Below are 13,010 nucleotides of genomic sequence, written 5' to 3'. Positions count from 1 at the left end.
CCAGACAATAATGGAAACCTGCGCGTCGCATTGGCGAACGCCTGTATCGAGGGCGGCGGGATGCAATGTCGGTCAAGCGCGCGGGGATGGCGGCGTGCGCGTGAGTATCCGGCGTCGGAGGCCGGGCAGGGGGATTTGGTGTAGCCATGGCTCTTTCGGCCACTTTGCAGCTTCGTCAGAACCAGTCGCTGGTGATGACTCCGCAGCTTATGCAGTCAATCCGGCTGCTGCAGCTTACCCATGCGGAGCTTGTTCAGTATGTCGATCAGGAAATCGAAAAGAACCCGCTTCTGGAGCACGCGCCATCGGAGCACGGGCCGGTGGCGGCGTCTGCGGACGACGATCGACCGGGCGACCGCGATTCGGATTCCGGTGACGGGGAAGACTGGTTTGACGCCAATCTCGACAATGACAGCGTCTCGATCTCGGAAAGGCTCGACGCCTCGCCTGAAGATGTGTTTCCCGAAGACAGCGGCGCGGTCCGACCGGACGCTCCGGAACTTGCGTCCCAATGGAAATCCATGCCCGGCTCGTCTTCGCTCGCCGGCGACGGATACCAGGATCTCGACGGTTTCGCCGTCACGCCCGACAGCCTGAGGCAGATCATCGGCGAGCAGATCGTATTCGCGTTCGCAGACCCGATCGATCGGGCCATCGCTGCTGATCTTGCCGACCAACTCGACGAGTCCGGCTATCTGCGCACCGACCTTGAGGAAACGGCGATGCGCCTCAACGTCGGCGCTGACAGGCTCGAGACGGTGCTTCACGCCTTGCAGGAATTCGATCCAGCCGGCGTTTTTGCGCGTGATCTTGGCGAATGTCTGGCAATCCAGCTCAGGCGCAAGAACCGCTTCGATCCCGCCATGCAGGCTCTGATCGGAAACCTGGAACTTCTCGCGCGACGTGATTTCGTCGCGCTCCGGCGGCTATGCGGCGTCGACGAGGCCGACCTCATCGACATGCTGGGCGAGATCCGCAGGCTCGATCCAAAACCGGGTCACCGCTACGACACGACCGTCATTCAGGCCATCCAGCCCGATGTTATCGTGCGGCCGCGCAGCGACGTTCTGTGGAATGTGGAGCTCAATCCGGACACGCTGCCCCGGGTTCTGGTGGATCAGGACTATTGCGCGTCGGTTTCGGCGCGGCACGGCCTGAAGCGGGAGGAGCAGGAGTTCCTGAACGAGTGCATGCGCAACGCGAACTGGCTGACTCGCAGTCTCGATCAGCGCGCCCGGACAATCATGAAGGTCTCGACGGAGATCGTTCGGCAGCAATCCGGTTTCCTGACCAATGGCGTCACGGCCTTGCGCCCGCTGACCCTGAAGTCCGTGGCTGACGCCATCGATATGCATGAATCGACAGTGTCCCGGGTCACGTCCAACAAGTACATGCTGACGCCGCGGGGGATCTTCGAACTCAAGTTCTTCTTCTCCGCGTCAATCGCCGCATCGGGCGGCGGCGACAGTCATTCGTCGGAAGCCGTGCGTCATCGCATCCGGCACATGGTTGATAATGAGGACGCCGGCCATGTGCTCTCCGATGATGTTATCGTCCGAATACTGAAAGGCGACGGCATCGATATTGCGCGCAGGACCGTCGCCAAATATCGCGAGGCGATGAACATCGCGTCGTCGGTCCAGCGGCGCCGCGAAAAGCGCGCGCTCGCCCGTCTGGCGCAGTGAACTCAGCCGTTTCCGCCCGCGCCATTGACATTTGATCCGGCAGGGAATACATCCGCCGCGTCGTCCGGTCGAGGGTTAAAACGGCCGGTAAGGGTGTCGACGTTTTGCACAGCCAATTCCTGTAAGATCGAATTTGATCGCCAACCGTCTTGGATGGCATCGCAGACTCTTATAAGCTGACACCGCCTGAACAAAGAAGGGTTGCAAGGAATGACAGTTCGAGTATCGGGCAAACATATGGAAGTCGGTGACGCCTTCCGTACCCGGATAGAAGATCGTATCGGCGACGCCGTTTCGAAATATTTTGATGGCGGCTACTCAAGCCAGGTGACCATCGAAAAGTCGGGATCGCGGTTTTCGGCCGATTGTCTCATCCATCTCGATACCGGGACGTCCCTGCAGGCGACGGGTCAGGCGCTGGAACCCCAGGCGAGTTTTGACGCGGCGGCCGAACGTCTCGAGAAGCGGCTGCGCCGCTACAAGCGGCGTCTGAAGGACCATCACGCCGGCAATCAGCAGAACGGTTTCGAAATCGCATACCGGATCATGGATTCGGTGCCTGACGACGACAACGAAGTCCCTGAAGACTATGCGCCCGCCATTGTGGCTGAATCCTCAAAGGTACTGAAGACCATGACCGTCGCCGGAGCCGTTATGGCCCTCGACATGACGGACAGCCCGGTGCTGGTTTTCCGCAATGCCGCCAATGACGGCATCAGCGTGGTCTATCGCAGGGCCGATGGCAATATTGGATGGGTCGACACCGCTGACAACGGTTGATGCGTAATTGCGCCGGGCCTGCGGCGGCAGGCCCCTTTGTTTGAAAGACATTCGAGGAACACGAGATGTCGCTTGCGGATTTGATTGTACAGGAAGCTGTTATCCCCGCGCTCAAGGTGAATTCGAAAAAACAATTGCTGCAGGAACTGGCCGCCAAGGCGGCCGAGGTGACGGGTCTGTCCGAACGCGAGATCTTCGACGTGATTTTGCAGCGCGAACGGCTTGGCTCCACCGGCGTCGGCAATGGCGTCGCCATCCCGCACGGCAAGCTGACGTCGATCAACAAGATCATCGGCGTTTTCGCGCGCCTCAACGCTCCGGTGGAGTTCGAGGCGCTCGACGATCAGCCCGTCGATCTGGTTTTCCTTCTGCTCGCGCCGGAAGGCGCAGGCGCAGACCATCTCAAGGCGCTGTCGCGCATCGCGCGTCTGCTGCGCGACGGTGAGACGGTCGCCAAGCTGCGCGCGACGGATTCCGCGACTGCGATTTATACGTTCCTGACCGACAGTCCGACGTCGCACGCGGCCTGAACGCGCGGCCGGCGCATATTGCCGGCCTTTAGTGAACGCTGACGGTGTTCAACTGGTTTTCAGCCGCCGTCACATAGGGCGTCGACGCGTCGTCGCTCAGCATGATCGGGGTTCCGTTGGCGGCGAAGAGGGCCCAGAGATTGAGGCCTGCCTGCAGATCTGCAGCGCCCGGAAAGCGCTCGATCAGTTCATCGGACGTCATCTTGCGCACATAACCGACCTGGCCTTCGCCAAGATGCGCCAGTTCGTCCTTGCTGATCCGGATTGTGTTATTTTCTTCCAACATCACTCTAACTCCTTGTTCGGCGACATTCGCCCCTGCCTGACGGCCCGGCGCAAAGGTTCCGTTCGCGACGCTCCGTAGACGGATCAATCCGTGACGAAGATATCGATTTTCTTGACGTAACGTTCCGGTTCCGGCTTCGCCAGATCGATGGCCAGAAGCCCGTTTTTCAGTTCGGCGCTCAGCACCTGCATTCCGTCTGCGAGCATGAAGCTCCTCTGGAACTGCCGCGCCGCTATTCCCCGGTAGAGATAGTCCCGCTCCTGGGAGTCGACCTGCTGGCCGCGGATGACAAGTTGGTTCTCCTGCAGGCTCACGTCGAGCTCGTCGCGCGAGAATCCTGCGACCGCAAGCGTTATACGCAGCTTCTGGGTCGGGGAATCATCCTCGATCAACCGTTCTATATTGTATGGCGGGTAGCCGTCACTGCCCTTGGCGATCCGCTCAAGGGTTTTTTCCATCGTGTCGAAGCCAAGCATCAGCGGGCTTGAAAACGGCGTCATTCGAGACATTGTCATTTCGGTCCTTGCTTCAAGCGACTCAGACGAAACCTGCTCGCAGCGTTTCGCTCGCCTTAATATGGGGACGCCATCCGGCTTTGCCAACATGAAAGCCGAAACGCGCTTGTCGGTCCGAAATTCTAAGAGCGCGCGGTCATATTAACCGAGACATTGCGGGTGATCCTGCTCGGCGTCAGGATGATGGCCGCAATCACCAGACCACAGGCCGCCCATTGCGTGAGCCCGACAGGTTCGGCGAGCGTTAACCATCCGACGAGGAACATGGTCGGCAACTCGACGCTGCCCGCGACGGCGGTGCGGGCGGTGCCGATAACCGGCGCGCAGATCGTGTAGAGCAGTTGCGGAATGAACGCCGTGACGACGGTGATCGCGGCGACAAGCAGCCAGCCGGATTCGCCTGCAGGCAATATGGCTGACGCAGGCGTGACGATCATCAGCGGGGTCAGGCCGATCACCGATCCGAGCGTGATGCAGGCGATGCGCGGCAGCGTCGGCAGCGGCGTCAGCTTGTGAACGAGAACATTGATGCCGAAACCGAAGCCGAACGGCGCGGCAAGCGAGACGATCAGCGCCGGAACGTGTTCTGCGGCGATCGCCGACGGCGACATGGCGATCGCCGCCGCCGCGATGATAAGCAGCGCGGCCAGAATGGCGCGGCGGGTAGGGACGTCGCCGAACATGACCCTGGCGATCACCAGGGTGAAGACCGGATAGGTCATGTAGAGAACGCCCGCTGTCGAGACCGGCGCCACTTCGATCGCCCGGACATAGCCGACCCAGCCGACGCCCATAACGATGCCAGCGCCGATGCCCCAGGCAATCGTCCGCCACATCGCGCGGGGCAGGATAAGCGTCGGCAGAAGCGCTATCGCGGTAAAGGCGAAGCGGTAGAAGGCGACCGCGTGCGGCGCCATGCCCTCATCGGTCAGCGAACGCGCGAAGAACGGAACTGTCCCGAAGCCGATCGCCGCGACGATGACGCCGAACGTTGCAAGAAGGGTTCCGGTCGAAGAAGAAGATACGGCGGGCCGAACGGTCATGCCCGCCCATATCAGTCGTGTTCCGCACAGGCAAGCGCAGTGGTTGCAGGGCGCCTGTTCAGTAGCGCGAGAGAAAACGTCCCATGGCTGAGCTGAGCCAGCCCCATGGCGGTCCGACGCGTTCGAACATATTGATGAAGCCGACCTTGTGGACGCCGCGCACATGGCTGAAGCGGCGAAAGCCCTCTAGGCCATGATAGGCGCCGACGCCGCTTGGGCCTATGCCTCCGAATGGCAGGGAATCCTGCGCTGCATGAAGCAGCGTTCCATTGAGCGTCACGCCACCCGAAATCGCGCCTGAAAGCACTTTTTCCTGCTCCGCGTGGTCGTCGGAGAACAGGTAGAGCGCCAGTGGCCGGTCACGGGCCGTCACAAAGGCGATCGCCTCTTCCAGCGTCTCATAGGGAATGATCGGCAATACCGGACCGAAGATCTCTTCGCTCATCAGCACGCTGTCGGTGGGTGCTCCGATGACAACCGTAGGCGCTATCTTTGGGGAGTTGTCGCCCTGCGGTTCGTGGCTCATCACGGTGGCGCCGGCGGCCGCGGCTTCGTCGATCGCCGAGACCAGCCTTTGGCGATGCCGGTCCGAGACGATGGACGTGTATTGCTCGTTGTCGGCGATGTCCGGATAGGATTTTTTTGCCCGCGCCAACACCGCCTTCGCCAGATCCTCGACGGATCCGGCGGGCGCCAGGGCATAGTCTGGCGCAATACAGGTCTGCCCGGCATTGGAGAATTTTCCCGACGCGATCGAGCGCGCCGCCTTGTCGATCGGATAGCCCGGCGCAACGATTGCCGGCGATTTGCCGCCGAGCTCGAGCGTGACCGGCGTCAGGTTCTTTGCAGCCGCCTGCATCACCTGACGCCCGACCTTCGTCGATCCGGTGAAGAGGAGGTGATCGAAGGCGAGGCTTGAGAATTTTTGCGCTGTTTCCACGCCGCCGGTCACGACCGCAACCTGCTCCGGCGCAAAATGCTCGGCGATCAGGCGTTTCAGAAGTTCGCAAAAGGCGGGCGTCAGTTCCGAGGGCTTGATCATGGCCCTGCTTCCCGCTGCAAGCGCATTGCAAAGCGGCCCGAAGGCCAGGAACACCGGATAGTTCCAGGGCGAAATGATCCCGACCACGCCGACCGGCTCATAGCGCACCCACGCGCGCGCCGGTTGCAGGGCGAGATCGACGGAGCGGCGTTCCGGCCGCATCCAGCGCGCCACCTTGCGCCGCGCATGGCGGATGCCGCGCGCCGTTGGAACGACCTCGAGCAATTCAGTTTCCGCGCGGGCGCGACCGCGAAAATCCTCGGAAATCGCCGCCGCAATAGCCTTGCCATTGTCGAGCAACAGTTTTTCAAGGGTCGTCAGCGCCCGGCGACGCGCCTCTGCGTCGGGCGCTGCTTCGGCGCGCGAGAGCGCGTGCTGCCGCTCGAAAGTGGCGATCATTTCATCTTCGGTCATTGGCCTCCCCGCATCATCTGGCGAATACGCCGCAAGCCACAATATAGTGACAGTGCGCCAAATCCAATCAAGGTGCGTGGCGCAAGCGCGCAGGACCAGCTGAATTTCCTCCAGGCTGCGCTTGCCTTTCGCGTCCCCTCAGGCCCATAGTCGCGCGACATTCTGGGGAGCTGCATGCAGGAAACCGTTCAGAAAATCATCATCGACACCGATCCCGGACAGGACGATGCGCTGGCTATGCTGCTGGCTTTCGCCAGCGACAGGCTGGAGGTGCTGGGCGTCACGGCGGTGGCCGGCAACGTGCCCTTGGCGCTCACCAGCGTCAACGCCCGCAAGGTCTGCGAACTTGCCGGACGGACAGACATACGGGTTTTCGCCGGCGCCAGCGAGCCGATCGACCGGCCGCTGGTCACGGCAGAAAATGTCCATGGCAAGACGGGCCTGGACGGGCCGGATCTCCCGGAGCCGACGATGCCTCTGCAGCCGGGCCACGCCGTCGATTTCCTCATCGAGACGCTGCTTGCGCATCCGCCGGGCGAGGTAACGCTCTGCACGCTTGGCCCGCTCACGAATATCGCCATGGCGCTGCAGCGCGCGCCGGAGATCGCCGACAGGATCGGCCAGATCGTCATGATGGGCGGCGGTTTCTTCGAGGGCGGCAACATCACGCCAGCCGCCGAGTTCAACATCTATGTCGATCCGATGGCCGCGGCCGCCGTCTTCGCCTCGCGCGCGCCGATCACCATGATGCCGCTCGACGTCACCCATCAGTGCCTCACGACCCGTTCGCGCCTGCAGACGATTAACAGACTCGGCACGCCGGTGGCGAAGGCGGTCGTCGAATTGCTGGAATTCTTCGAGCGTTATGACGAGGCCAAGTACGGCACGGACGGCGGTCCGCTGCATGATCCGACGGTGATCGCCTGGTTGTTGAAGCCGGAGCTGTTTTCCGGGCGCCAGTGCAATGTCGAGATCGAGACCACGTCGCCGCTGACGGAGGGCATGACGGTGGTCGACTGGTGGCAGGTCACCGACCGTCGCCACAATGCGCTGGTCATCCGCGATATCGACGCGGACGGCTTCTACGCCCTCCTGACCGAGCATCTCGCGCGGCTTTAGGCGAAACTGTCAGAGAACGAAAATCTCGAGCGCGGCGTCGACATCGCTGGCGGCGGGTATCGCCGGCTGCGCGCCTTCGTGCATGCAGGCGAGGCTCCCGGCGATGGTCGCGCGCTGCAAGGCCGAGCCGATCTCCATGCCATTGTCGAGCGCCGCCGCCAGATAGCCGCAGAACGTGTCGCCGGCGCCCACCGTGTCGATGGTTTCAACATCCATCGCCGCGACCCGGCTGATCTGGCCGTGCCGAGCGGCGACAGCCCCGTCCGCGCCAAGCGTGATAACGATCGTCTGGCCCGTCTCCTCGTGCATCCTCGCAAGTTCCGCGTCGCGGTCTTCGCTCTCGAGCTCGGGTTTGCCGCACAATTCGGCGAACTCGGTCTCATTGGTGATGACGATATCGGCGAGTTTGGCCAGTTCCGCGGCGTCGGCGGTGAAGGGCGCAAGATTGAGCAGCGTGGTGACGCCCGCCTTGCGGGCGTTGGCAAGCGCGGTCCTCAGCGCATCGGCGGGGATTTCCATCTGCAAAAGCAGGTGATCTCCGGGGTTCATCTGCTGCACCGCATAGGCCGAATCGATACGGTCGAGCCGGCCATTGGCTCCTGGCGCGACGGTGATCTGGTTTTCGCCGCTTGCGTCGACGAGGATCATGGCTATGCCTGTTACGTCGTCGACTGTGCGGATGGCGTCGAGATTGACGTTCTCGGCCTTCAGCAGTTCCAGAGACTGCTCGGCGAAGTGATCCTTGCCGACCGCGCCGTAAAGCACGACGCCGGCTCCGGCGCGCCGCGCCGCCAGCGCCTGGTTTGCTCCCTTGCCGCCGGCCGAGGTCGAGAAAGCCTGGCCGCCGACGGTTTCCCCCGGTTTCGGAAACCGCTCGACCTTGGCAATGAGGTCCATGTTGATCGAACCGAGTACTGTAATCATGAACGTCTTTTCCTGGTGCAGAGAAGCGCCGGCTGAACCGGACGAGCCTTCGGACTGTCGATTCAGGCTGATTTACAACGTCAAATCACGATAGGAAACACATACTTGCCGCATATCCATCGAAAATATGCCAATACGGCGAGCGCAAGGCGCTGAACCGGATTGCCGGTGGCCCTCGGTCGCAAAACGGTATACAGCAATTCCCCCGCAGCAGTAGGAAAGTGAAACCGGTCGCCCATGGCATCGAAAGACCTCCAGCTAGACCGTATTATCGAGACGGAAAGATTTGTGCGCACCTTGACGACCATTGCGCAGGATCATCCCGATCCGGCCTCACCGGCGGCCCGTAATGCACTGTTCCTCTTTGTGAAGGAAACGATCAGGGAAGGCCGCGAGACAATCCGCGCCATGCTCGACGAGGACGGCGGCGGGATCCTGTGCGCACAGCGGCTTTCGGCGTTCCAGGACATCGTCATCGCAGGCATATTCGACTACGCGGTCAAGCACGCATTTCGCGTCGACAATCCATCGACAGCAGAACATCTCTCTGTCGTCGCCGTCGGCGGTTACGGTCGCGCTACGCTCGCGCCCGGTTCCGACATCGATCTCCTGTTCCTGCTGCCCTACAAGGAAACGCCGTGGACGGAAAGCGTCGTCGAATTCATCCTCTACATGTTGTGGGATCTCGGATTCAAGGTCGGCCACGCCACCCGAAACATCGATGAGTGCGTCCGTCTGTCCCGCTCCGATATGACGATCCGCACAGCGATTCTGGATCATCGGCTGATCTGCGGATCGCCGGAGCTGCACGGCGAGATGGCGCAGCGCTTCCAAAACAGCGTGATGAAGAACACGACGCGCGAATTCATCGCCGCCAAGCTGGACGAACGCAGTGCACGCCACCGCAAGGTCGGCGACAGCCGCTATCTGGTGGAGCCGAACATCAAGGAGGGCAAGGGCGGCCTGCGCGACCTTCAGACCCTGTTCTGGTTGGCCAAGTATCACTATGACGCCGCTGCGTCGCGCGACCTCGTCAAGCTCGGCGTGCTGTCGCGCCGCGAGGCGAACCTGTTCGACAAGTCGGGTGATTTTCTCTGGGCGGTGCGCTGCCACATGCATTTTCTCACCGGCAAGGCCGAGGAACGGCTGACATTCGACATTCAGCGCGAAATCGCGGCGAGCCTCGGCTATCAGGACCACCCCGGCCTTTCGGCCGTCGAGCGGTTCATGAAGCACTATTTCCTTGTCGCCAAGGACGTCGGCGATCTGACACGCATTTTCTGCTCCACCCTGGAAGCCGAACAAGCCAAGGAAAGCCCGTCCCTGACCCGCGTGCTACGGCGCTTCTCGCAGCGGCCCAAGAAGATTCCCGGCACGACCGACTTCATCGAGGATCATGGCCGGATCAATGTCGTGGACGACGAGGTGTTCCGGCGCGATCCGGTCAACCTGATCCGGCTGTTTCACCTGGCTGATATACACGAGCTCAAGTTCCATCCGGAAGCTCTCAAACTGGTGACTCGCTCGCACGGGCTTATCAAGACCGAGCTGCGGGAAAACGATGAGGCCAACCGGCTGTTCCTCTCCATTCTGACCTCTCGGCGCGATCCGGAACTGATCCTGCGGCGGATGAACGAGGCCGGCGTGCTCGGCCGCTTCATCCGCGAGTTCGGCAAGATAGTGTCGATGATGCAGTTCAACATGTACCACCACTACACCGTCGACGAGCATCTCATTCGCGCGGTGGGCATTCTGGCGCGGCTGGACCGCGGCGAGGAGGAAGGGTCGCATCCCCTGGCGGCCCGCATCATGCCGGACATCAAGGACCGTGAAGTCCTCTATGCGGCCGTCCTGCTGCACGATGTGGCCAAGGGCCGTCTGGAAGACCATTCCATCGAAGGCGCCAGAATTGCGCGCAAGCTCGGGCCCCGATTCGGCTTCACCAGCGAACAGACCGATCTCCTGGCCTGGCTGATCGAACAGCACCTGGTCATGTCGCTTGTCGCCCAGACCCGCGATCTGCACGATCGTCGCACGATCGTCGATTTCGCGGATACGGTGCAGTCGCTCGAGCGCCTGCGAATGCTTCTGTGCCTCACGGTTTGCGATATCCGGGCCGTCGGGCCGGGCGTATGGAACGGCTGGAAGGGCCAACTCCTGCGCACGCTTTATGGCGAAACGGAACTGACGCTTTCCGGCGGCTTCACTGCCGCCTCGGCCCGTCAGCGCGCCGCAGATGCGCGCGCGGCGCTTGCAAAAAAACTCGACGGCTGGACGAAGAAAGAACTCGACGACTACATCAAACTGCATTATCAACCCTACCTCCTGTCGGTTTCGACTGAGGATCAGGTCCGGCACGCCGAGTTCATTCGCGAAACCCGGAAAGAAGGCAAGGTGCTGGCGACCATGGTGCGCACCTTTTGTTTCCACGCCATCACAGAGATCACGATCTATGCGCCCGACCATCCGCGGCTGTTGTCCATCGTGGCTGGCGCCTGCGCGGCCGCCGGAGCGAACATCGCCGACGCGCAGATCTTCACGACCACCGACGGACGCGCCCTCGACACCATCATGATCAACCGGGAATTCGAGGATGACAGCGATGAATTGCGTCGTGGCGAGCGCATTGGCAAGGTCATCGAGGATGTGCTGACGGGCCGCAAGTATCTGCCCGAAGTCATCGCAACCAAAAAGACCAGAAGGCGCCGGACCCGGCCGTTCCGCGTCGCGCCCAAGGTCTCGATCAGCAACACGCTGTCCGATCATTTTACGGTTATCGAGATTGAGGGGCTGGACCGCGTCGGATTACTGTCGGAAGTTACCGCTGTGCTTTCGGATCTGTCTCTCGATATCGGCTCGGCCCACATCACCACCTTTGGCGAGAGGGTGATCGACACCTTCTATGTGCGCGATCTGGTGGGGCATAAGATCGTCAACGAAAACAAGCAGGCCAACATTATCGCGCGTCTGAGGGCGGCCGTCGCCGGCGTCGAGGACGACATGCGCGAAAAGATGCCGGCCGGCATCATTGCGCCGCCCGCGCCGGTGATGCGCCGCAGCAGCCGGTCATGAGTCTCGTCGGCAAGTTCGCCAGCGTCGGCTCCGCCACCATGGCGAGCCGCGTGCTCGGCTTCGTTCGCGAGGCGCTGATTGCGGCCTTGCTGGCGGCCGGTCCGGTGGCCGACGCTTTCTACGCGGCCTTTCGCTTTCCGAACCTGTTTCGTCGCCTGCTTGGCGAAGGAGCCTTCAACTCGGCCTTTATTCCGCTCTTCGCAAAGGAGCTGGAGGGCGGCGGGCAGGCCGCGGCCGAGCTGTTCGCGCGGCAGGTGCTTTCGGTCCTGCTGGTCATCCTGATTGCGCTCTCGGCGCTGGCGATGATCTTCATGCCGTTCCTCGTCGGCACGGTCATCGCGCCGAAATTCGCCGACACGCCGGACAAGTTTGATCTGACGGTGCTGCTGACACGCGTCATGTTCCCCTATCTCGCAGCCATGTCGCTGGTCGCCATGCTGTCCGGCATTCTCAATTCCTACAGGCGATACTTTCTTGCGGCGCTCGCGCCCACCCTGCTCAATATAGTTCTTGTGCTGGTGCTGCTCGTCGCCCTCTACAGTGATTTCGCGCCTGATGCCGTTGGTATCGCGCTCGCCGCCGGCGTCACCATTTCGGGCCTCCTGCAATTTGCATTGCTGTACGCTGCGGTCAGGCGCACAGGCTTCGGTCTCCAGATTGCCCGGCCGCGCCTGTCGAAGCCCGTCCGGCGGCTGCTCTGGCTGGCGCTGCCTGCGGCCATCACCGGCGGCATCACGCAACTCAATCTGCTGGTCGGGCAGGTTATCGCCTCGGGTCAGGACGGCGCCATATCGGTGCTCAACTACGCGGACCGGATCGAACAGCTTCCGCTCGGCGTCATTGGCATCGCCGTGGGCGTGGTGCTGCTTCCGGAATTGTCCCGCGCGCTCAAGGCGCAGGACATCAAGGAAGCAATATACCTGCAAAACCGCAGCCTTGAATTCGGTCTCGCGCTCACGGTGCCGGCGGCTGTGGCGTTGATCGTCATTCCTGCGGAACTCGTCGCCCTGCTGTTTGAGCGGGGCGCGTTCGGTCGCGAGACGACGCTGCTCACGGCCTCGGTGCTTGCGGGCTTCGCCGCGGGGCTTCCCGCCTTCGTTCTCAACAAGATATTCACACCGGCCTACTACGCCCGGGAGAACATGCGCACGCCGATGGTCTTTGCGGGCGTCAACGCCGCGGTCAATATCGCTGGCAGTCTGATCCTGTTTCCACAGATCGGCGTGCTCGGCATCGCCATCGCGACGTCGCTTGCCGGTTGGGTCAATGCACTGCTGCTCGCCGGCGCGCTGTTTAGCTACAATACGTTCAGGCCCTCCGCGCTGACAGGCCGGCGCATTCTTCTGATCATCGTCGGATCCGCGATGATGGGCGGCCTGCTTTTTCTCCTGTCCGGATGGATCGGGCCGGTGCTGCTTGACGGCAATATTCTCGTCAGGATCGGCCTGATGGCTCTGGTCATCGCCGTTGCAGGCGGGTTCTACCTGTCTTTTGCGATCCTGACGGGCGTTTTTGAACTATCGCAGCTCAGGACGCTGATGCGACGGAGCCGAAAAACGTCCGGCGTCGATTCAGACGAACCGGCCAAACCGGAATAGGC

The 13,010-nt window shown here is 61.9% G+C and carries 11 protein-coding genes; 6 read left to right on the top strand and 5 right to left on the bottom strand.

The genetic code is table 11. From position 1 onward, the window contains the following. The first annotated feature begins 146 nt into the window (after positions 1 to 146). The 3 genes from rpoN (at position 147) to ptsN (ending at position 2,995) form a co-directional block, all read left to right on the top strand. On the top strand, positions 147 to 1,685 hold the full coding sequence (rpoN, locus tag AAFN47_RS20755) for an RNA polymerase factor sigma-54 (protein ID WP_499811166.1): 1,539 nt from the start codon (positions 147 to 149) through the stop codon (positions 1,683 to 1,685). Positions 1,686 to 1,895: 210 nt separating this feature from the next. Further along, on the top strand, positions 1,896 to 2,465 hold the full coding sequence (hpf, locus tag AAFN47_RS20750) for a ribosome hibernation-promoting factor, HPF/YfiA family (RefSeq protein ID WP_220228628.1): 570 nt from the start codon (positions 1,896 to 1,898) through the stop codon (positions 2,463 to 2,465). A gap of 65 nt (positions 2,466 to 2,530) precedes the next feature. After that, a complete protein-coding gene (ptsN, locus tag AAFN47_RS20745; protein ID WP_499811165.1) occupies positions 2,531 to 2,995 on the top strand; it encodes a PTS IIA-like nitrogen regulatory protein PtsN in 465 nt (154 codons plus the stop codon). Between the two features lie 28 nt (positions 2,996 to 3,023). Here ptsN and AAFN47_RS20740 read toward each other — a convergent pair whose 3' ends face one another. The 4 genes from AAFN47_RS20740 to AAFN47_RS20725 form a co-directional block, all read right to left on the bottom strand. Next, a complete protein-coding gene (locus tag AAFN47_RS20740) occupies positions 3,024 to 3,281 on the bottom strand; it encodes a BQ00720 family protein (protein ID WP_499811164.1) in 258 nt (85 codons plus the stop codon). Positions 3,282 to 3,364: 83 nt separating this feature from the next. After that, complete coding sequence (locus AAFN47_RS20735; protein WP_499811220.1) at positions 3,365 to 3,790, bottom strand: Hsp20 family protein; 426 nt, start codon at positions 3,788 to 3,790, stop codon at positions 3,365 to 3,367. Positions 3,791 to 3,918: 128 nt separating this feature from the next. Next, positions 3,919 to 4,839 carry a DMT family transporter gene (locus AAFN47_RS20730; RefSeq protein WP_499811163.1) on the bottom strand — a complete coding sequence of 307 codons (921 nt, stop codon included), beginning with the start codon at positions 4,837 to 4,839 and terminating at the stop codon, positions 3,919 to 3,921. A gap of 58 nt (positions 4,840 to 4,897) precedes the next feature. Then, a complete protein-coding gene (locus tag AAFN47_RS20725) occupies positions 4,898 to 6,295 on the bottom strand; it encodes a coniferyl aldehyde dehydrogenase (protein ID WP_499811162.1) in 1,398 nt (465 codons plus the stop codon). A 174-nt stretch (positions 6,296 to 6,469) separates the two neighbouring features. On the opposite strand from AAFN47_RS20725, the gene AAFN47_RS20720 reads away from it, so the two are divergent. Continuing rightward, the gene (locus tag AAFN47_RS20720; RefSeq protein ID WP_499811161.1) at positions 6,470 to 7,414 is read left to right on the top strand and encodes a nucleoside hydrolase; all 945 of its coding nucleotides are present in this window, start codon (positions 6,470 to 6,472) and stop codon (positions 7,412 to 7,414) included. A gap of 9 nt (positions 7,415 to 7,423) precedes the next feature. Here the strand turns inward: AAFN47_RS20720 and AAFN47_RS20715 are convergent, their stop codons facing one another. Beyond that, complete coding sequence (locus tag AAFN47_RS20715) at positions 7,424 to 8,338, bottom strand: ribokinase (protein ID WP_499811160.1); 915 nt, start codon at positions 8,336 to 8,338, stop codon at positions 7,424 to 7,426. 237 nt (positions 8,339 to 8,575) lie between these two features. Between AAFN47_RS20715 and AAFN47_RS20710 the strand changes: the two genes are divergently transcribed. Further along, positions 8,576 to 11,410 (top strand): [protein-PII] uridylyltransferase, encoded by a 2,835-nt coding sequence (locus AAFN47_RS20710; protein WP_499811159.1) that lies wholly within the window; start codon positions 8,576 to 8,578, stop codon positions 11,408 to 11,410. Further along, positions 11,407 to 13,008 carry a murein biosynthesis integral membrane protein MurJ gene (murJ, locus tag AAFN47_RS20705; protein ID WP_499811158.1) on the top strand — a complete coding sequence of 534 codons (1,602 nt, stop codon included), beginning with the start codon at positions 11,407 to 11,409 and terminating at the stop codon, positions 13,006 to 13,008. Before AAFN47_RS20710 ends, murJ begins: the two co-directional genes overlap by 4 nt. Positions 13,009 to 13,010 lie beyond the last annotated feature (2 nt).

Source organism: Hoeflea sp. CAU 1731 (genome assembly GCF_039888615.1).
Lineage (GTDB): Bacteria > Pseudomonadota > Alphaproteobacteria > Rhizobiales > Rhizobiaceae > Flavimaribacter.
This window is presented reverse-complemented; position numbering and strand designations above follow the sequence as displayed.